The organism is Nocardioides lijunqiniae (assembly GCF_015024225.1).
Lineage (GTDB): Bacteria > Actinomycetota > Actinomycetes > Propionibacteriales > Nocardioidaceae > Nocardioides > Nocardioides lijunqiniae.
Genome location: NZ_JACJGM010000026.1, coordinates 1 through 18254 on the forward strand (window position 1 = coordinate 1; position 18254 = coordinate 18254).

Consider the following 18254-nt stretch of genomic DNA (forward strand, 5'->3'; position numbering starts at 1 on the left):
CCCGACTGGTGGCCCCCCCCCCCCCCCCCCCCGGCCCCCCCCCCCCCCCCCCCGCCGCCGCCCCCCCCCCCCCCCCCCCCCCCCCCCCCCGAAACTCCCGCTGACGCGAGCGTCAGATGAGACCGAGCTCCGTGACGGCCTGGCGCTCGTCGGCGAGCTCCGCGGTGGAGGCGTCGATGCGGCCGCGGGAGAAGTCGTCGATCTCGAGGCCCTGGACGATCTCCCAGTCGCCGTCCTTGGTGGTGACGGGGAACGACGAGACGAGGCCCTCGGGCACGCCGTAGGAGCCGTCGGAGACGACCGCCATCGAGACCCAGTCGTTCTCGGCGGAGCCGAGCAGCCAGTCGCGGGCGGCGTCGACGGTGGCCGAGGCGGCGGAGGCGGCCGAGGACGAGCCCCGGGCCTCGATGATCGCGGCGCCGCGCTTGGCGACGGTCGGGATGAAGTCGTTCTCGATCCAGGCCTGGTCGGCCACGGCCTCGGCGGCGTTGCGTCCGCCGACCTCGGCGTGGAAGAGGTCGGGGTACTGGGTCGCGGAGTGGTTGCCCCAGATCGTCATCTTCCTGATGTCGGTGACGGGGGCGCCGGTCTTGGCCGCCAGCTGCGAGATCGCGCGGTTGTGGTCCAGGCGGGTCAGGGCCGAGAAGCGCTCCTGCGGGATGTCGGGCGCGTTCTTGAGCGCGATCAGCGCGTTGGTGTTGGCGGGGTTGCCGGTGACGCCGATGCGGACGTCGTCGGCGGCCACGGCGTTGAGGGCCTTGCCTTGCGCGGTGAAGATCGCGCCGTTGGCGGAGAGCAGGTCGCCGCGCTCCATGCCCGGGCCGCGCGGACGCGCACCGACCAGGAGGGCGAGGTTGACGCCGTCGAAGATCTTCTCGGCGTCGTCGCCGATCTCGATGCCGGCGAGGTTCGGGAACGCGCAGTCGTCCAGCTCCATGACGACGCCCTCGAGCGTCTTGAGGGCCGGGGTGATCTCGAGGAGCCGGAGCTCGATCGGGCGGTCGCCGAGCAGCGAGCCGCTCGCGAGACGGAAGAGGAGGCTGTAGCCGATCTGGCCGGCGGCACCGGTGACGGCGACCTTCAACGGGGCTGAGCTCACGAGTACTCCTAAGGCTGCACGGGGCGTGGGGATCGATTCCGACGCTAGCAGCGCGGCGGCGCCCCGGGTGAGTGGGGTCACGCCCATGAGAGACGATGGCCGCATGACTCGTACGGCCCCCCGTTCCGCCGTACGGCGCACGCTCGCCGCCGCCACGGCGCTGGCCTCCCTGGCGGTGCTCGGCCTCGCCTCGGGGTGCAGCAGCGCCTCGCCTCCCAGCCCTCCGGCCGGGGTCGACGAGCTCACCGTGCCCACCCCCAGCCCGGACCCCGACGACTTCGTGGCAGACGTCGACAACCCGTGGCTCACCCTCGAGCCGGGTGTGAGCACCACCTACGAGACCGCGACGGGCGAGCTGGTGACCACGGTGGACGGCGGTCCCGAGATCCTCGGCGTCGCCACGACCGCCGTCACCGGCGAGACCACCGACTACTACGCGCAGGACGAGGCCGGCAACGTGTGGTGGCTGGGTCGCGAGGGGGAGTGGCGGGCCGGCGAGGACGGCGCCGAGGCCGGCATCGCGATGCTGGCCACACCCCGTGTCGGCGACGGCTACGCCCAGGCCGAGCCGGGCCCGCGGGCCACCGTGCTCGCCCTGGACGGTGAGGCGCAGACGCCGGCGGGCGACTTCGAGGACCTCGTGGTGGTCGAGACCACCGAGGAGGCCGGCCGCGTGCTGACCTCCTACTACGCACGAGGCGCCGGCCTGGTCCACCGAGAGACCGAGACCGGCGCCCCGGACGGAACGCTGTCGCTGGTGGAGTGAGCTGGTCACCCCACCCGCACGAGGGCTAGACGCCGTCGGGCGGGCGGACCTGGGTCTGGCCGCCACCGGCCTCCGGCGAGGGCCACTGCGCCTGGGGCGCCTGCTGCTGGGCGGGGATCCACTGCTGGGCCTGTGGGTCCCACTGCCAGCCGTCCTGGATGATCGGCTGCTCGCCCCACGGGTTCTGCTGGGCCGGGGCCTGCTCGGCGGCCGGCGTCGGCGCGGGGGCCTGGGCGACCGGAGCGGCCTGGGCGGCGGGGTAGGCGGGGTTCTGCTGGTTCCACTGCTGCTGGTACTGGTCGGGCATGCCGTAGCCCGGCACCGCGGCGGGCGTCGCCGAGGAGCGGCCGAAGTTGAGGCCGGATCCGGGGACCGGGTCGCCGGCGTGACCGAAGAGCGCGGGGTAGAGCAGACCGGCGGCCGCGGCACCGAGCAGCGGGCCGAGGATGAAGACCCAGACCTGGATCAGCGGGTCGGTGCCGGAGAACAGCGCGGGGCCGATGGAGCGGGCCGGGTTGACCGAGGTGCCGGTGGCCGGGATCGCGACGAAGTGGATGACCGCGAGGGTCAGGCCGATGACCAGGGGCGCCATCGCGGGGTGCTCGTTGCGCTCGTCGGTGACGGCGAGGATGACCAGGACGAAGATCGCGGTGAGGATCAGCTCGAGCAGCAGCGCGGCCCACAGGGCGTAGCCGGAGCCGTCGTCGCCCCAGCTGTTGGCGCCCAGCGAGGTGTCGAAGGCCTCGAAGCTGTCGAAGCCGAGGCCGACGACCAGCAGCGCGCCGCCGGCGACGATGGCGCCGAGCAGCTGCGCGCCGACGTACATCGGGACCTGGTTCCACGCCATCCGGCCACTCAGGGCGGCGCCCACCGTGACGGCGGGGTTGAAGTGGCCGCCGGAGATGCGGCCCACGGCGTAGGACATCAGGGCGACGGCGAGACCGAACGACAGCCCGATCGACACGATCGACGGCAGCGTGGCGAAGTCGCCGGCCGACTCGACCGAGCCCGCGGCCAGCGCGGCGAGGAGGACGGAGCCACAGCCGAGGAACACCAGCACGAAGGTGCCGAGCGTCTCGGCGATGAACTTCTGCGCCGTGGTGGGTGGGGTGGGAGCGGGAGCTGTGTCAGTCGTGGCCATGGCCGTGTGTTGCCCTTCAGCGCGGAGGTCGAAACCTGGAGTGCGTGCACTCTAGACCGGTGGGGGACCGGGTCAGGGCGTCGCCGTCGTTGCCGGTCGCCCCGACGGGTGCGAGGCTGGCCGGGTTCGACGTGGGGTGCCGTGTCAGGTATCTTGACGTCAAGAAACTTCCCCGTCCCACTCGCCACCGTTCAGGAGCCGCAGGACATGGCCAAGATCATCTACACCCACACCGACGAGGCGCCGCTGCTGGCGACGTACTCCTTCCTGCCGATCATCGCGGCCTACGCCGCGAAGGCCGGTGTGGAGGTCGAGACGCGCGACATCTCCCTCGCCGGCCGGATCCTCGCGCAGTTCCCCGACCGCCTGACCGAGGAGCAGCGCGTCGACGACGCGCTCGCCGAGCTGGGCGAGCTGGCCACGAAGCCCGAGGCCAACATCATCAAGCTGCCCAACATCTCCGCCTCCGTCCCGCAGCTCAAGGCCGCGATCAAGGAGCTGCAGGAGCAGGGCTTCGACATCCCGGACTTCCCCGAGAGCGCCGACACCGACGAGGACAAGGCCGCCCGTGCCGCCTACGACAAGGTCAAGGGCTCCGCGGTCAACCCGGTGCTGCGCGAGGGCAACTCCGACCGCCGCGCCCCCCTGTCGGTGAAGAACTACGCCAAGGCCCACCCGCACCGCATGGGTGCCTGGACCGCCGACTCGAAGACCAACGTCGCCACGATGGGCAAGGACGACTTCTTCTCCAACGAGAAGAGCGTCGTGATCGCCCAGGACGACACCCTGCGCATCGAGCACGAGGCCGCCGACGGGACCGTCACGGTGCTCAAGGAGTCCGTCCCGGTGCTGGCGGGCGAGGTCGTCGACGGCACGTTCATGAACGTCGCCGCCCTGCGCCGCTTCCTCACCGAGCAGATCGCCCGGGCCAAGGCCGACGACGTGCTGTTCTCGGTGCACCTCAAGGCCACGATGATGAAGGTCTCCGACCCGATCATCTTCGGCCACGCCGTCCAGGCGTTCTTCCCCACGCTCTTCGAGCAGTACGGCGAGCAGCTCGCCGCCGCGGGCATCTCGCCCAACGACGGGCTGGGCGCGCTGCTCAACGCCACCGCCTCGCTGCCCGAGGGCGACGCCATCAAGGCCGCCGTCGAGCAGGGGCTGGCCGACGGCCCGACCATGGCGATGGTCGACTCCGACAAGGGCATCACCAACCTGCACGTGCCCTCCGACGTCATCATCGACGCCTCGATGCCGGCCATGATCCGCAGCTCGGGCCACATGTGGGGCCCCGACGGCAACGAGGCCGACACCCTCGCGGTGATCCCCGACTCCTCCTACGCCGGCGTCTACCAGGTCGTGCTCGACGACTGCCGCGCCCACGGCGCCTTCGACCCCTCCACGATGGGCTCGGTGCCCAACGTCGGTCTGATGGCCAAGGCGGCCGAGGAGTACGGCTCCCACGACAAGACCTTCGAGGCGCCCGCCGCGGGCACCATCCGCGTCGTCGACGGCTCGGGCACCACGCTCATCGAGCACACCGTCGAGCCCGGCGACATCTGGCGCGCCTGCCAGACCAAGGACGCCCCGATCCGCGACTGGGTCAAGCTGGCCGTCACCCGCGCCCGCGCCACCGGCTCGCCCGCGGTCTTCTGGCTCGACGAGGCCCGCGCCCACGACGCGAACCTCATCGCCAAGGTGAAGGAGTACCTGCCCGAGCACGACACCGAGGGCCTGACGATCGAGATCATGAAGCCCGCCGACGCGACGGCGTACTCGCTGGAGCGCATCCGCCGCGGCGAGGACACCATCTCGGTGACCGGCAACGTGCTGCGCGACTACAACACCGACCTGTTCCCGATCCTCGAGCTCGGCACGTCGGCCAAGATGCTCTCGGTCGTGCCGCTGATGAACGGCGGCGGGCTCTTCGAGACCGGCGCCGGCGGGTCCGCGCCCAAGCACGTCCAGCAGCTGGTGAAGGAGAACTACCTGCGCTGGGACAGCCTGGGCGAGTTCTTCGCGCTCGCCGCGAGCCTGGACCACCTGTCGGACTACGCCGACAACAAGGGCGCCAAGGTCCTGGCCGCCACGCTGGACAAGGCGACGGAGACCTTCCTCAACGAGGACAAGTCCCCGACCCGCAAGATCGGCGGCATCGACAACCGCGGCTCGCACTTCTACCTCGCCCTCTACTGGGCGCAGGAGATCGCGGCGCAGACCGAGGACCCGGCCCTGGCCGCGGTGTTCAAGCCGTTCGCCGAGTCCCTGGCCGCCGACGAGGAGAAGATCGTCTCCGAGCTCAACGGCGTGCAGGGCGGCCCGGCCGACATCGGCGGCTACTTCCGCCCCGACGACGCCAAGGCCGAGCAGGTCATGCGCCCCTCGACCACGCTGAACGAGGCGCTGGCCGCTCTCTGACCCGCAGATCGACCAGATCGACCAGATCGACGCCGACCCGCCCGCGACTTTCGCGGGCGGGTCGGCGCATTTTCGGGGGTCGGCTTGGTTTTCGGGCCGAAGCGTGACCACAGTGGAGGCATGACCACCGACACGAAGATCACCGTCCAGCGCACGATCGACGCCTCGACCAGCGCCGTGTTCGACGTGCTGTCCAACCCCGCCCGGCACGCCGAGCTCGACGGCAGCGGCTTCGTCCTCAGCGACGAGCGCAGCGACCGGATCACCGCCAACGGCCAGAAGTTCCGCATGAACATGAACGGCGACCACATGGGCGGGGAGTACCAGACCGACAACGTGGTCAGCGCCTACGACCCCAACAAGATGATCGGCTGGCGGACCGCGCCGGCCGGCCAGGAGCCCCCGGGCTGGGAGTGGCTGTGGGAGCTGGAGGCGCAGGGCGGCGACAGCACCGACGTACGCCTCACCTACGACTGGAGCAACGTCACGGACCAGGCCCTGCTGCAGAAGGTCAAGTTCCCCCTGGTGTCGCAGTCGCAGCTGGAGGACTCGCTCGGCAACCTCGCCTCCGCCGTCGCCGGGTGAGGCCCCGTCATCATGGGGCGATGAGGTCCACGACGATCGCCGCCACCGCCCTGCTCGCCCTCACCCTGGTCGGCTGCTCCGACGTCGAGGACGCCGCGAAGGGCGCCGCGAGCGACGCCGCCTGCTCCGTGGCCAACAAGACCATGGACGAGGCCGGCACGCAGGCCAAGCAGGCGGTGTCCGACCTGGGCGCCGATCCGGCAGCGGCCAAGCGGGAGCTCACGGCCCTGCGCGACGGCCTGAAGACGCTCGAGGGCCAGGTCGACGGCGAGACCGGTGGCAAGGTCACCGAGGCCCGCAAGGCGCTCGACCGGCTCGTCACCCAGGCCGATGCGGCCCGGGAGGGCTCGCCCGTGGACGACCAGGCGGTCGAGGACGCGCAGGCCGACCTCGACACCGCGATCGAGGACTTCACCGAGCTCTGCTGAGGGGCGTCCGTGACGACCGCCACGTGAGCAGTCGGTGCAGACCTGCGGAATAGGTGGCCGCCGGGGGCTGGTTGGACAATGAGTGACGATGACTTCCACCCTCGGCGGAGCGCCCTCCGCCCCGCCCCGGGCGACCCACGCGGTTCTCGCGCTGCTCGCCCTCGCCATGGGCGGGTTCACGATCGGCACCACCGAGTTCGTGACCATGGGGCTGCTGCCCCAGATCGCCGACGGCGTCGACATCTCGATCCCGACCGGCGGCCACCTGATCTCGGCCTACGCGCTCGGTGTCGTCGCCGGAGTGCCGGTGCTGGCGGTGTTCGGCGCACGGTTGCCACGACGCGCGCTCCTGGTGGGCCTGATGGCGGCCTACGGGCTCTTCAACGTCCTCACCGCGGTGGCCTCCAGCTACCACCTGGTCCTTGCGGCGCGGTTCCTCGACGGGATGCCGCACGGGGCCTACTTCGGCGTCGCCTCGCTCGTGGCCGCCAGCCTGGCGCCTCCGGGCAAGACCGGTCGATGGGTCGCCGCGGTGATGCTCGGGCTGTCGTTCGCGAACGTGCTGGGCGTCCCCGCCGCCACCTGGCTGGGCCAGCAGGCCGGCTGGCGCTCGGCGTACGCCGCCGTCGCGGTCATCGCGGCCGTGACCGTGCTGATGATCTGGGCCTTCGTCCCGTCGGTGCCCGGTGACGCCCAGGCGACCGGCGGCGAGGAGCTCGCGTCGTTCATGCGCAACAAGCAGGCGTGGCTGACGCTGCTGGCCGGCGCGATCGGCTTCGGCGGGCTGTTCGCCACCTACTCCTACATCGCGCCGATCGTCACCGACGTCGGCGACCTGGGCGAGGGCACCGTGCCGGTCTTCGTGCTGGCCTTCGGCCTGGGCATGGTCGCCGGCACCTGGCTGGCCGGCGAGCTCGCCGCCTGGTCGGTGTTCGGCTCCTTGATCTGGTCGGGCATCGGCTCGGCCGTCGTCATGGTCGTCTTCTGGCTCGTCGCGCCCTACGGCTGGTGGCTGCTGCCGGTGGTCTTCGCCGTGACCGCCCTCGGCTCCGTGCTGGTGGTCAACCTCCAGCTGCGGCTGATGGACGTCTCGGGCGACGCCGCCACGCTCGGCGCCTCCATGAATCACGCCGCGCTCAACGTCGCCAACGCCCTCGGCGCCTGGATCGGCGGCGTCACCATCGCGGCCGGCTACGGCTACCGCTCACCGGCGCTGGCCGGGTTCGGGCTGTCGCTGCTCGGCATCGCGGTGCTGCTGTGGTCGGCGGCGGCTCATCGCAGCGACGCGCGCGGCACCTCCGCGGCCAGCACGTCGTAGAGCGCCATGTCGGCGCGCCCGTCGCGCAGCAGGATGCCCAGCCGCTCCACGCCGTACTGCTGGAAGCCGTTGGCCTCGATCACCCGGCGTGAGGCGGTGTTGCCCACCGCGGCGTACGCCGTCACGCGGGCCACGCCGAGCTCCTGGACGACGTGCCGGGTCACGACGCCCATGGCGCGCGTCATCAGGCCGCGGCCGCGGGCGTCGGGGTGGGTCCAGTAGCCGATCTCGCACTCCACCTCGGGGACCCAGCGGAACCACCCGATCGTGCCCAGGATCGCGTCGTCCTCGAGTGAGGTGACCGCCCAGGTCACGCCGCTGCCCTCGGCGAGCTGCTGGGTGCGCGACTCGACGTAGGCGTGCGCGTCGTCGAGCGTGTAGGGGCTCGGCAGCTGCCCGAGCCAGTGCTGCGTGCGCTCCTCCGAGCAGGCCTCCTGGATGCGCGGCGCGTCCGACGCGACGATCGGCCGCAGGCGCAGCCCGTCCTCCTCGAGCACGGGGCACTCCAGCCAGGTGCTGCGCGGCCCGCGCGGGTCCTCGCGCAGCAGCGTGCCGACCCAGGCGTCGTGGATCTCGCCGCGCTGGGTCAGCCAGCGGCGCACGGTGCCGTCCACGTCGAAGCCGAGCCGCCACGCCGCCTTGCGGGACGCCCAGTTGCCGCGGTGGGCCCACCAGATGACGGTCCCGAGCCCCTGCTCGTCGAAGCCCCAGTCGAGCAGCAGGCGCAGGGCGCGGTGGACGTGGCCGGTGCCCCGGACCCACGGGTGCGCGCCGTAGGCGATCTCGGCGCGGCCGGAGCCCTCGTTGCGCAGCGAGATCGTGCCGGCGAAGCGTCCCTCGGCCTCGATGGCGAACGCCCACTCGGTGTCGGAGAGCCAGCCCACGGCCACCGTCTCGTTCACGAACTCCTGCGCCTGGGCCAGCGAGTAGGGCACCGGCACCGACGTCCAGCGCTGCGACTCGGGGTCCTGGCACTGCTCGAGCACCCCGGGCGCGTCCTCGTGGCGGTGGGGGCGGATGGTCACCACCCCGTCGGTCAGGGTCACGGGGAGGGTCGGCATGCGTGCACCCTGCCAACGCCCGGCGAGGCGGGGCAAACCGATATCGACGGACCTGGCCCGACCGGGTCCCGGCGGATCGGGAAGAATGCCGCCATGACCACGATCCAGCCGCAGGTCGACGCCCCCGCGGCCCCCTTGGGCGGCGCGCGCCCCCGGGTGCTCTCGGGGATCCAGCCGACCGCCGACTCGTTCCACTTCGGCAACTACCTCGGCGCCCTGCGGCAGTGGGTGGACCTTCAGCGCGACCACCAGCCGTTCTTCTTCATCGCCGACCAGCACGCGATCACCCTCGAGCAGGACCCCAAGGTCCTGCGCGAGCGCACGCTGCGCGCGGCCGCGCAGCTGCTCGCCATGGGCATCGACCACCAGCGGTCCGCGATCTTCGTGCAGAGCCAGGTCCCGGCGCACGCCCAGCTGGCGTGGGTCCTCAACTGCCTGACCAGCGTGGGCGAGGCCCGGCGGATGACGCAGTTCAAGGACAAGGCGGCCAAGGGCGGCGAGGGCGCGGCCAGCGTCGGCCTGTTCACCTACCCGATCCTGCAGGCCGCCGACATCCTTCTCTACCGGCCGCACTACGTGCCGGTGGGCGAGGACCAGCGCCAGCACCTCGAGCTCACGCGCGACCTCGCGCAGCGCTTCAACCACCGCTACAAGAAGACGTTCCGGCTGCCCGAGCCCTACATCCTCAAGGCCACCGCCAAGATCGGCGACCTGCAGAACCCGACCGCCAAGATGTCCAAGTCGGCCTCCTCGCCCGCGGGCATCATCGAGATGCTCGACGAGCCGCGGGTCAGCGCCAAGAAGATCCGCTCCGCCGTGACCGACTCGGAGTCGACGATCCGCTTCGACCCCGAGGAGAAGCCCGGCATCAGCAACCTGCTCACGATCTTCTCGGCGCTCACCGGCGAGAGCGTGGGCGAGCTCGAGGAGCAGTACGGCGGCAAGGGCTACGGCGACCTGAAGAGCGACCTGGCGGAGGCGGCGGTGGAGTTCGTGCGGCCGTTCCGCGAGCGGACGCTCGAGCTGCTCGACGACCAGGCGCACCTGACCGCCGTACTCAAGCAGGGGGCGGAGCAGGCCAACGAGGTCGCCGAGGCCACGCTGCGCGACGTCTACCAGCGCATCGGGTTCGTCGCGGCCACCCGCTAGTGGCCCCGCTCACACCAGTAGAGTCGACACGATGCCGACAATCGGAGTGGCCGTAGCCATCCCGGAGCCCTGGGCCACCGAGCTGCAGGACTACCGGACCTCGGTCGGCGACGCCACGGCCCTGATGATCCCCACGCACATCACGCTGGTGCCGCCCACCGTCATCGAGGACGGCACCCTCGAGGCCGTCGAGGTGCACCTCGCGGAGGCGGCCGAGAAGGTGTCGGCGTTCACCGTCCACCTGCGCGGCACCGGCACGTTCCGCCCGGTCTCGCCGGTGGTGTTCGTGACCCTCGTGCGCGGCATCTCCTCGTGCGAGGTGCTGGCCGACGCCGTGCGCAAGGGCCCGCTCGAGGTCGAGCTGACCTTCCCGTTCCACCCGCACGTGACCATCGCGCACCACCTCCCCGACGCCCAGCTCGACCAGGCGTTCGCCGACCTCGCCGACTTCGAGTGCGAGTTCGACGTGGGGGACTTCCACCTGTACGTGCACGACGCTGAGCACGGGTGGCGCCCCACGCGCCAGTTCGCCCTGCGCCCCGCGGACTGACCGACCCCACCACTCGACTCTCGGCAGGGAATGGCCCATGGCCTCGCTCAAGGAACGTCTCTCGCAGCGCGTGACCTGGCTGCGCGAGCGGCGACCCGTCGTCGACCACCTGGTCCGGATGCAGGAGCACTACGGCGCGGTGAAGGCCGGCCAGCAGGCCGGTGCGGTCACCTACTTCGGCTTCCTGTCGTTCTTCCCGATCCTGGCGCTGTCCTTCGCCGTCGTCGGCTGGGTGGCGAAGGTCTACCCGGACGCGCGCGACACCACCGTCGAGGCGGTCCAGTCGGTCTTCCCGGGGATGATCGGCAACAGGGACGGCCAGATCGCGCTGAGCGACATCGAGAGCGCCGCCGGCGCGGCCGTGGGCTTCGGGCTCCTGGGTGTCGCCTACGCCGGCCTCGGCTGGCTCTCGAGCCTGAGGGACGCCCTCCTGGTCACGTTCGAGATGCCGAGCTTCGAGCAGCCCAACTTCGTCGTCGGCAAGCTGCGTGACCTGCTGACGCTGGGGGCGGTCGGGGTCACCCTGATCCTCAGCGTCGCCATCTCCGGCATCGTGGCCGGAGGGTCCGAGCAGATCCTGGAGTGGCTGGGACTCGGCGTCGCGCTCAAGCCGCTGCTGTGGGTGCTCGGGGTGCTCGTCGGCCTCCTGGCCAGCACCGTGCTCTTCCTCGCCCTCTTCCGGCTGCTCGCCGACCCGCACACCCCGAAGCGCTCGCTGGCCTCCGGTGCGCTGCTCGGTGCGATCGGGTTCGAGATCCTGAAGCTCCTGTCCAGCACGCTGCTCAAGGCGACGCAGGGACAGCCGGCCTTCCAGGCCTTCGGGATCGCGCTGATCCTCGTGGTCTGGATCAACTACTTCTCGCGCGTCGTCCTGTACGCCGCCGCATGGGCCCACACCTCGCCGGAGGCCCGCGCGGCCCGGGTCGAGGAGCCGGCGGTCGTCCAGGGCCCGCAGGTGCCGTCCCTCACCGACCTGCCCGCCACCGCCGTGCCCGGCGAGCGAGCGCCGGGAGCCGGCGCGTGGAAGGGGCCGTTCGCGGCCGGCGCCGGCACCATGCTGGCCCTGACCGCCGTACTGAGGAAGTCACCGGGGAAGAAGGAGCGTCGATGAGGTTCGAGCGCAAGCACGCCGTCCTGCTGCTGGCCATCGCCGTCTGGAACGTCGTGACGTTCGGCCAGTTCGCCCGCAACCTGTGGTCGGCCTACGACTCCGGCGAGGACCGCGCCACCGGCTACTGGGTCGCCCACACGATCCTGATCGTCGTCAACGTCGCCATCGCCGCGCTGCTCGGCAGCCTCGGCTGGAAGGCCCTCAGGGTCACCAGGAAGTAGCAGCCCTCCGGTGGTTGAGGTGCGAGCGCAGCGAGCCTCGAAACCACGCCCCCAGCGCACCGGTGGTCGAGCAGCGAGGAGCGCCAGCGACGAGCGCCCGTCGAGACCCCTGCACCTCTGGCTGCTTCGTCGGGGCCGGACTGGGGTGCCGCGCGCGTAGCCGGTCGCGTCTCCGCGTCAAGGAGCTTCGCCCGCTTCGCGGCGCCCTTCGGGCGTCCTTGACCCGGAGCCTCTCTCGACCGGCTTGACGGCGCACGGGGCGACACGGGCTTCGCCCGCGCCGCCCGCGCAAAGCGCGGCACCCTTGCTCATGGGGCTGGTGTGACTGGTGGTGCGGCAACCGACACTCAGCGTCGGCAGTTGGTCACGGCGCTGGCTGCGGCTGAGCGTGGAGAGGCACGGCCCGAGCTCGAACTGCCGACGCTGGTGACCGATAGGCAGGGCCCGCGCTGTTTGCGGGCGGCGCGGCGAAGCCGCTGCCGCCCGTGCGCCGCCAGAGCAGCCCGGGAGAGGCTCGGAGTCAAGGACGGCGAAGCCGCCGCGAAGCGGGCGCCGAAGGCGATCCTTGACGCCGAGACCCGGGCTGCTAGCGCGCGGGCCGACACCAGCCCTGCATCGGCGGTGTGGTTTCGAGGCTCGCTGGCGCTCGCACCTCAACCACCGTGGGGTCAGCTCGGCGTTCGGCTCACGGGGTCTCGACGGGCGCTCGTCGCTGGCGCTCCTCGCTGCTCGACCACCGGTGGTGTGGTTTCGAGGCTCGCTGCGCTCGCACCTCAACCACCGTGGGTCGCCGCTGGGCGCTTGGCTCACGGGGTCTCGACGGGCGTTCGTCGCTGGCGCTCCTCGCTGCTCGACCACCGGTGGTGTGGTTTCGAGGCTCGCTGGCGCTCGCACCTCAACCACCGTGGGTCGCCGCTTGGCGTTCGGCTTACTGGGTCTCGACGGGCGCTCGTCGCTGGCGCTCCTCGCTGCTCGACCACCGGTGGTGTGGGTTCGAGGCTCGCTGCGCTTGCACCTCAACCACCGTGGGTCGCCGCTGGGCGCTTGGCTCACGGGGTCTCGACGGGCGCTCGTCGCTGGCGCTCCTCGCTGCTCGACCACCGGATCGTGGGTTCGAGGCTCGCTGGCGCTCGCACCTCAACCACCAGGGGAGTGCTGCGTGCTCCGTCGGAGGCCGGCGGTGGGCGCCGGCCTCCGATCGGTGGGTGCTACTTGCCGTGGCGCAGGGCGGCGTGGAGGTCCCAGTTGAGGCGGGAGATCACGTCGAGGGGGATCTCCTTGGGGCAGGCGGCGGTGCACTCGCCGATGTTGGTGCATCCGCCGAAGCCCTCGTGGTCGTGCTGGGCGACCATGTTGACGACACGGGTGTCGCGCTCGGCCTGGCCCTGGGGCAGCTCGCCGAGGTGGGTGATCTTGGCGCCGACGAACAGCGAGGCGGAGCCGTTGGGGCAGGCCGCGACGCAGGCGCCGCAGCTGATGCAGGTCGCCACGTCGAAGGCGCGGTCGGCCTTGTCCTTGGGGACCGGGGTGGCGTGGGCGTCGGGAGCGGCGCCGGTGTTGACCGAGATGTAGCCGCCCTGCTGGATGATCCGGTCGAACGCGCCGCGGTCGACGACGAGGTCCTTGATGACCGGGAACGCGTCGGCGCGCCACGGCTCGATGGTGATCGAGTCGCCGTCCTTGAAGGAACGCATGTGGAGCTGGCAGGTCGTGGTGACCTCCGGCCCGTGCGCCTCGCCGTTGATCATCAGCCCGCAGGAGCCGCAGATGCCCTCGCGACAGTCGGAGTCGAACGCGACCGGCTCCTCGCCCTTCGCGTTGAGGTCCTCGTTGAGGACGTCGAGCATCTCCAGGAAGGACATGTCCTCCGAGACCTCGTCGAGCTCGTAGGTGTGGATCTTGCCGGCGGTGACCGCGTCGGGCTGGCGCCAGATGTTGAGGGTGAACTTCACTTGTAGCTCCGCTGCTTCATCTCGACGAACTCATAGGTCAGGTTCTCCTTGTGCAGGACCGGCTTCTCGTCCGCACCGGCCCACTCCCACGCGGCGACGTAGGCGTAGGTGTCGTCGTGGCGCAGGGCCTCGCCGTCCTCGGTCTGCGACTCGGCCCGGAAGTGACCACCGCAGGACTCGCGGCGGTTGAGGGCGTCGACGCACATCAGCTCGCCGAGCTCGAAGAAGTCGGCCACGCGGCCGGCCCGCTCGAGGGACTGGTTCATGGTCTCCGCGGCGCCCAGGACCTTGACGTTGCGCCAGAAGTCCTCCTTCAGCGTGCGGATCAGGTCGATGGCCTTGCGGAGGCCGTCGGCGCTGCGCTCCATGCCGCAGTACTCCCACATGATGTTGCCGAGCTCGCGGTGGTAGGAGTCGACGCTGCGGGTGCCGTTGGTGTTCATCAGCTGGTGGATGCGCGAGCGCACCGACTCCTGCGCCTCGACCACGGCCGGGTCGTCCTCGGCCACCTTCTCGAACGGCCCCTCCGCGAGGTAGTCGCGGATCGTGTTGGGCAGGACGAAGTAGCCGTCGGCCAGGCCCTGCATCAGCGCCGAGGCGCCGAGGCGGTTGGCCCCGTGGTCGGAGAAGTTGGCCTCACCGGTGACGAACAGGCCGGGGATGGTCGACTGCAGGTCGTAGTCGACCCAGAGGCCGCCCATGACGTAGTGCACGGCCGGGTAGATCCGCATGGGGACCGAGTAGGGGTCCTCACCGGTGATCCGGGCGTACATGTCGAAGAGGTTGCCGTACTTGTTCTCGATCGCGTCGCGCCCGAGGCGGCCGATGGCCTCCTCGAAGTCGAGGTAGACGCCGCGGCGCACGCCCTCGACCTCGGGACCGACGCCGCGGCCCTCGTCGCACATGTTCTTGGCCTGGCGGCTCGCGATGTCGCGGGGGACCAGGTTTCCGAACGCCGGGTAGATCCGCTCCAGGTAGTAGTCGCGGTCCTCCTCGGGGATGTCGCGCGGGTCCTTGTCGCAGTCGGCCTTGTTCTTGGGGACCCAGATCCGGCCGTCGTTGCGCAGCGACTCGCTCATCAGCGTCAGCTTGGACTGGTGGGAGCCCGAGACCGGGATGCACGTCGGGTGGATCTGCGTGTAGCAGGGGTTGGCCATGTAGGCGCCCTTGCGGTGCGCGCGCCAGCTCGCCGTGACGTTGGAGCCCATGGCGTTGGTGGAGAGGAAGAAGACGTTGCCGTAGCCGCCGTTGGCGAGCACGACGACGTCGGCGAAGTAGGTCTCGATCTCGCCGGTCACCAGGTCGCGGACGATGATCCCGCGGGCCCGGCCGTCGACGACGATCAGCTCGACCATCTCGTGGCGGGTGTAGCACTTGACCGTGCCGGCGGCGACCTGGCGCTCGAGGGCCTGGTAGGCGCCGATCAGCAGCTGCTGGCCCGTCTGGCCGCGGGCGTAGAACGTCCGCGAGACCTGCACGCCGCCGAAGGAGCGGTTGTCGAGCAGGCCGCCGTACTCGCGGGCGAACGGGACGCCCTGCGCGACGCACTGGTCGATGATGTTGCGGCTGACCTGCGCCAGTCGGTAGACGTTCGACTCGCGGGCGCGGTAGTCGCCGCCCTTGATCGTGTCGTAGAAGAGGCGGAAGACGGAGTCGCCGTCGCCCTTGTAGTTCTTCGCGGCGTTGATGCCGCCCTGGGCGGCGATCGAGTGCGCGCGACGGGGGGAGTCCTGGTAGCAGAAGGACTTCACGACGTAGCCGGCCTCGCCGAGCGTGGCGGCGGCGGAGGCACCGGCCAGACCGGTGCCGACGACGATGACCGACAGCCGGCGGCGGTTGGCCGGGTTGGCGATGCGGGCCTCGAACTGGCGGGTGTCCCAGCGCTCCTCGAGGGGACCGCCGGGCGCCTTGGTGTCGGCGATCGGGTCGCCGTCGACGTAGTAGCCGGCGGCGTCGTCGTACTCGTCCTCGAGGCGGCCGGTGTGCGAGGAGTCGAAGGTGTTGGTGGTGTCGGGCATGTCAGTCACGTCGCTGCACCTTCCTTACTTGGTGATGACGCCGGCGAGGACGAAGATCGGGACGAGGGAGAAGCCTCCGGCGATCACGACCGCGAGCAGCGCGCCGGCGGCCTTGGCGTTGCGCCGGGCCTTGTCGTTGTTGGTGAGTCCGAGGGTCTGCGCGGCGCTGAAGACACCGTGGTGCAGGTGCATGCCGAGCGCGACCATGGCCACGAGGTAAAGCAGCGTCAGCCACCAGACGTCGAAGCTGTCGACCATCAGGTTGTAGGGGTCGTCGGTCGCGCCGCCCTGGACGTTGACCTTGCCGATCGTGAAGTTCAGCAGGTGCCAGACGATGAAGACGAGCAGCGTGATGCCGCCCCAGCGCATGGTGCGCGAGGAGAGCGAGGACGCCTTGCTCTTCTTGACGACGTACTTCACCGAGCGGGCCTTCGCGGCACGGCGCCACAGCGCGACGGCGCACGCGACGTGCACCACCAGCGAGACGATGAGCGCCACGCGGATGATCCACAGGGCCCCCTCGTGCGGGAGGATCGGCTCCCCGAACTCGCGGATGTGGTGGGCGTACTCGTTGAACGAGTCGTGCCCGCCGAACGCCTTGAGGTTGCCGTACATGTGCGTCAGCACGAAGCCGATGAAGATCAGGCCGCTGACGGCCATCAACATCTTCAGCGCGATCGTCGAGCGCGATGCGCGCGACCCCTTGACGAGAGCCGGTCGAGTCGTGGTTGCCACAAGAATGCACTTTACGGCCGGACCCCGCCGTGTAGGACCGCGGGGAGTGTGACATAGCCCCTGTAAGGGTGCCCTTACCGGCGCGGTCGGACCTCAGACGAGCGCGCCGGCGAGCTCTCGTCGGTTGGCGATGCCGAGCTTGGTGTAGACGCGACCGAGGTGGTTCTCGACCGTCTTGGGCGAGACGAACAGCTCCTGGGCGATGTCGCGGTTGCTGCGACCGGCGACGGCCAGGCGTGCGACCCGCTGCTCGCTCGCGGTCAGCGAGTCCGGGCCGGGGGCGAGCAGGCGGCGCGGTCGGTCGCCCAGCGCGCGCAGAGCGTCGGCCAGCCGTCGCTGGAGCGCGGGAGCGCCGCAGGCGAGCGCCAGGTCGGCGGCCCGGGTCAGCAGCTCGCGCGACTCCGTACGACGGCCCAGGGCGCGGTGGGCCTCGGCCAGGTCGACCAGCGACTTCGTCAGCTCGAGGCGGTCGACCGCGGGCTCGAGCAGCGCCACCGCCTCCGTGAGCCGCTCCAGCCGCACGGACGGGTCGGTCTGGAAGCGCGCCGCCACGCGGATCGCGGCGCCGATGTCGGTGGGCGAGCCCGACTGCCGCGCGATGGCGAGCTGCTCGGCGAGCACGGCGTGCGCGCGGTCGACGTCGCCGAGTCGGGAGTGGGCGATCGCCGCAGGCAGCCGCCAGGCCAGGATGACCGGGTCGACGTTGGCGTCGCGCGCCTCGCGCTGGAGGGTCTCGAGGTGGCGCAGCGCCCCGTGGGGGTCGCCGGCTGCCAGCCGGGCCCGGCTGCGGACCTCGTGCAGCCAGATCATCGGGATCACCCTGATGGCGGGCCGGGTCGCGTCGAAGTCGTCGATCCAGCGCTCGACGAGGGGCAGGTCCTGGCGCTCCAGGGCGGTGTAGGCGCCCAGCTGGGCCGCGGTCGCGCGCAGCGAGACGACCTCCGGGCTGGGGGGCTCGTGCTCGATGGCGGCGAGCACCGCCTCCGCGTCGGCCTCGGTGGCGGCCACGTCGCCCGAGCGCCAGGCCGCCACCATGGAGCAGTTGGTGACCATCGCGAAGTCGACGGGGGAGCCACCGCGCTGGACCCGCAGCCGGGCCCGCTCGACCTCGCCGGCCGCGGTCTCGACGTCGTCCGCGGTGATGAGCGACATCATGGCCAGGACCCAGCCCACCAGCCCGTCCCCGCGCGCGGCGTCGTCGAACAGCGCGCCGGACGCCAGGGCCCGGCGAGCCAGGTCTCCGACGACCGTGCGGTGCTCGTTCTGGTAGCGACCGGCCTGGGCGCACAGCGCGAGCAGGGTGCGCTCCTCGGGCCCGGCGCCGGCGAGGTGCGCGAAGTCGCGCAGGTGCTGGGCCGACGCGCGGCGCTGGTCGGCGACGAACGACCGGGTGACCCCCAGCCGCGCCTCCAGCACCAGCCGGGCCGGCTCCTGCTCCAGGGCCGGCCAGTCGGCGAGCAGCTCCACCAGCTCGGCGACGGCGGCGGCCGGTCCCTCCAGCGCCAGGGTGGCCTGGCTGGCGGTGGCCAGCAGCTCCGCGCGCCGTCGTACGTCGGTCGCCTCGCCCGCCGCGGCGGCGCGCAGGTGCGGCCGTGCCTCCTCTGCCCGGCCGGCCCGCAGCAGGATGGCGCCGAGCCGCTCCCGCAGCGACAGGTCGCCGGGCCGCTCGACCAGGGCGCGCCGGAGGCAGGACGCGGCGACG

The 18254-nt window shown here is 71.5% G+C and carries 16 protein-coding genes; 9 read left to right on the top strand and 7 right to left on the bottom strand.

Translation table 11 applies throughout. From position 1 onward, the window contains the following. Window positions 1-112 precede the first annotated feature (112 nt). Window positions 113-1099 carry a malate dehydrogenase gene (locus IRQ30_RS15735; protein ID WP_193609559.1) on the bottom strand — a complete coding sequence of 329 codons (987 nt, stop codon included), beginning with the start codon at window positions 1097-1099 and terminating at the stop codon, window positions 113-115. A 103-nt stretch (window positions 1100-1202) separates the two neighbouring features. On the opposite strand from IRQ30_RS15735, the gene IRQ30_RS15740 reads away from it, so the two are divergent. Further along, window positions 1203-1865: a hypothetical protein gene (locus IRQ30_RS15740; RefSeq protein WP_193613960.1), complete on the top strand. Its 663-nt coding sequence runs from the start codon at window positions 1203-1205 to the stop codon at window positions 1863-1865. A gap of 25 nt (window positions 1866-1890) precedes the next feature. On the opposite strand, the gene IRQ30_RS15745 is transcribed toward IRQ30_RS15740, so the two are convergent. Beyond that, on the bottom strand, window positions 1891-3006 hold the full coding sequence (locus tag IRQ30_RS15745) for an MIP/aquaporin family protein (RefSeq protein ID WP_193613961.1): 1116 nt from the start codon (window positions 3004-3006) through the stop codon (window positions 1891-1893). 207 nt (window positions 3007-3213) lie between these two features. On the opposite strand from IRQ30_RS15745, the gene IRQ30_RS15750 reads away from it, so the two are divergent. The 4 genes from IRQ30_RS15750 to IRQ30_RS15765 all read left to right on the top strand — a co-directional run bounded on the left by IRQ30_RS15750 (window position 3214) and on the right by IRQ30_RS15765 (window position 7755). Further along, window positions 3214-5424, top strand: a complete 2211-nt coding sequence (locus tag IRQ30_RS15750) for an NADP-dependent isocitrate dehydrogenase (RefSeq protein ID WP_193613962.1) — start codon at window positions 3214-3216, stop codon at window positions 5422-5424. 120 nt (window positions 5425-5544) lie between these two features. Next, the gene (locus IRQ30_RS15755) at window positions 5545-6009 is read left to right on the top strand and encodes an SRPBCC family protein (RefSeq protein ID WP_193613963.1); all 465 of its coding nucleotides are present in this window, start codon (window positions 5545-5547) and stop codon (window positions 6007-6009) included. A 20-nt stretch (window positions 6010-6029) separates the two neighbouring features. Beyond that, entirely contained in the window at window positions 6030-6437 is a 408-nt protein-coding gene (locus tag IRQ30_RS15760) for a hypothetical protein (protein ID WP_193613964.1), read from the top strand. An 88-nt stretch (window positions 6438-6525) separates the two neighbouring features. Further along, window positions 6526-7755, top strand: coding sequence for an MFS transporter (locus IRQ30_RS15765; RefSeq protein WP_193613965.1), 1230 nt, complete (start codon window positions 6526-6528; stop codon window positions 7753-7755). Here the strand turns inward: IRQ30_RS15765 and IRQ30_RS15770 are convergent. Beyond that, entirely contained in the window at window positions 7710-8816 is a 1107-nt protein-coding gene (locus IRQ30_RS15770; RefSeq protein WP_193613966.1) for a GNAT family N-acetyltransferase, read from the bottom strand. The genes IRQ30_RS15765 and IRQ30_RS15770 overlap by 46 nt on opposite strands. 93 nt (window positions 8817-8909) lie before the next feature. Between IRQ30_RS15770 and trpS the strand changes: the two genes are divergently transcribed. The 4 genes from trpS to IRQ30_RS15790 are packed head-to-tail and all read left to right on the top strand — an operon-like array spanning window position 8910 to window position 11847. Further along, the gene (gene trpS, locus IRQ30_RS15775; RefSeq protein WP_193613967.1) at window positions 8910-9965 is read left to right on the top strand and encodes a tryptophan--tRNA ligase; all 1056 of its coding nucleotides are present in this window, start codon (window positions 8910-8912) and stop codon (window positions 9963-9965) included. Between the two features lie 31 nt (window positions 9966-9996). Further along, window positions 9997-10515 carry a 2'-5' RNA ligase family protein gene (locus tag IRQ30_RS15780; protein WP_193613968.1) on the top strand — a complete coding sequence of 173 codons (519 nt, stop codon included), beginning with the start codon at window positions 9997-9999 and terminating at the stop codon, window positions 10513-10515. A 37-nt stretch (window positions 10516-10552) separates the two neighbouring features. After that, window positions 10553-11626 carry a YihY/virulence factor BrkB family protein gene (locus IRQ30_RS15785; protein ID WP_193613969.1) on the top strand — a complete coding sequence of 358 codons (1074 nt, stop codon included), beginning with the start codon at window positions 10553-10555 and terminating at the stop codon, window positions 11624-11626. After that, window positions 11623-11847 (top strand): SCO4848 family membrane protein, encoded by a 225-nt coding sequence (locus IRQ30_RS15790; protein ID WP_193613970.1) that lies wholly within the window; start codon window positions 11623-11625, stop codon window positions 11845-11847. Before IRQ30_RS15785 ends, IRQ30_RS15790 begins: the two co-directional genes overlap by 4 nt. 1208 nt (window positions 11848-13055) lie before the next feature. Here IRQ30_RS15790 and IRQ30_RS15795 read toward each other — a convergent pair. The 4 genes from IRQ30_RS15795 to IRQ30_RS15810 form a co-directional block, all read right to left on the bottom strand. Next, window positions 13056-13799, bottom strand: coding sequence for a succinate dehydrogenase/fumarate reductase iron-sulfur subunit (locus tag IRQ30_RS15795; RefSeq protein ID WP_193609571.1), 744 nt, complete (start codon window positions 13797-13799; stop codon window positions 13056-13058). Further along, window positions 13796-15817 carry a fumarate reductase/succinate dehydrogenase flavoprotein subunit gene (locus IRQ30_RS15800; protein WP_193613971.1) on the bottom strand — a complete coding sequence of 674 codons (2022 nt, stop codon included), beginning with the start codon at window positions 15815-15817 and terminating at the stop codon, window positions 13796-13798. The genes IRQ30_RS15795 and IRQ30_RS15800 overlap by 4 nt, the downstream gene beginning before the upstream one ends. Window positions 15818-15841: 24 nt before the next feature. Beyond that, window positions 15842-16552 (bottom strand): succinate dehydrogenase/fumarate reductase transmembrane subunit, encoded by a 711-nt coding sequence (locus IRQ30_RS15805; RefSeq protein ID WP_193609572.1) that lies wholly within the window; start codon window positions 16550-16552, stop codon window positions 15842-15844. 93 nt (window positions 16553-16645) lie between these two features. Next, the coding region (locus IRQ30_RS15810) for a helix-turn-helix transcriptional regulator (RefSeq protein WP_227467688.1) at window positions 16646-18254 on the bottom strand (1609 nt) is incomplete at its 5' end.

Coding starts and splice junctions, on each gene's coding strand:
- IRQ30_RS15740 (WP_193613960.1), top strand. CDS start 1,203: ATGACTCGTACGGCCCCCCGTTCCGCCGTACGGCGCACGCTCGCCGCC.
- IRQ30_RS15745 (WP_193613961.1), bottom strand. CDS start 3,006: ATGGCCACGACTGACACAGCTCCCGCTCCCACCCCACCCACCACGGCG.
- IRQ30_RS15750 (WP_193613962.1), top strand. CDS start 3,214: ATGGCCAAGATCATCTACACCCACACCGACGAGGCGCCGCTGCTGGCG.
- IRQ30_RS15755 (WP_193613963.1), top strand. CDS start 5,545: ATGACCACCGACACGAAGATCACCGTCCAGCGCACGATCGACGCCTCG.
- IRQ30_RS15760 (WP_193613964.1), top strand. CDS start 6,030: ATGAGGTCCACGACGATCGCCGCCACCGCCCTGCTCGCCCTCACCCTG.
- IRQ30_RS15765 (WP_193613965.1), top strand. CDS start 6,526: ATGACTTCCACCCTCGGCGGAGCGCCCTCCGCCCCGCCCCGGGCGACC.
- IRQ30_RS15770 (WP_193613966.1), bottom strand. CDS start 8,816: ATGCCGACCCTCCCCGTGACCCTGACCGACGGGGTGGTGACCATCCGC.
- trpS (WP_193613967.1), top strand. CDS start 8,910: ATGACCACGATCCAGCCGCAGGTCGACGCCCCCGCGGCCCCCTTGGGC.
- IRQ30_RS15780 (WP_193613968.1), top strand. CDS start 9,997: ATGCCGACAATCGGAGTGGCCGTAGCCATCCCGGAGCCCTGGGCCACC.
- IRQ30_RS15785 (WP_193613969.1), top strand. CDS start 10,553: ATGGCCTCGCTCAAGGAACGTCTCTCGCAGCGCGTGACCTGGCTGCGC.
- IRQ30_RS15790 (WP_193613970.1), top strand. CDS start 11,623: ATGAGGTTCGAGCGCAAGCACGCCGTCCTGCTGCTGGCCATCGCCGTC.
- IRQ30_RS15800 (WP_193613971.1), bottom strand. CDS start 15,817: ATGCCCGACACCACCAACACCTTCGACTCCTCGCACACCGGCCGCCTC.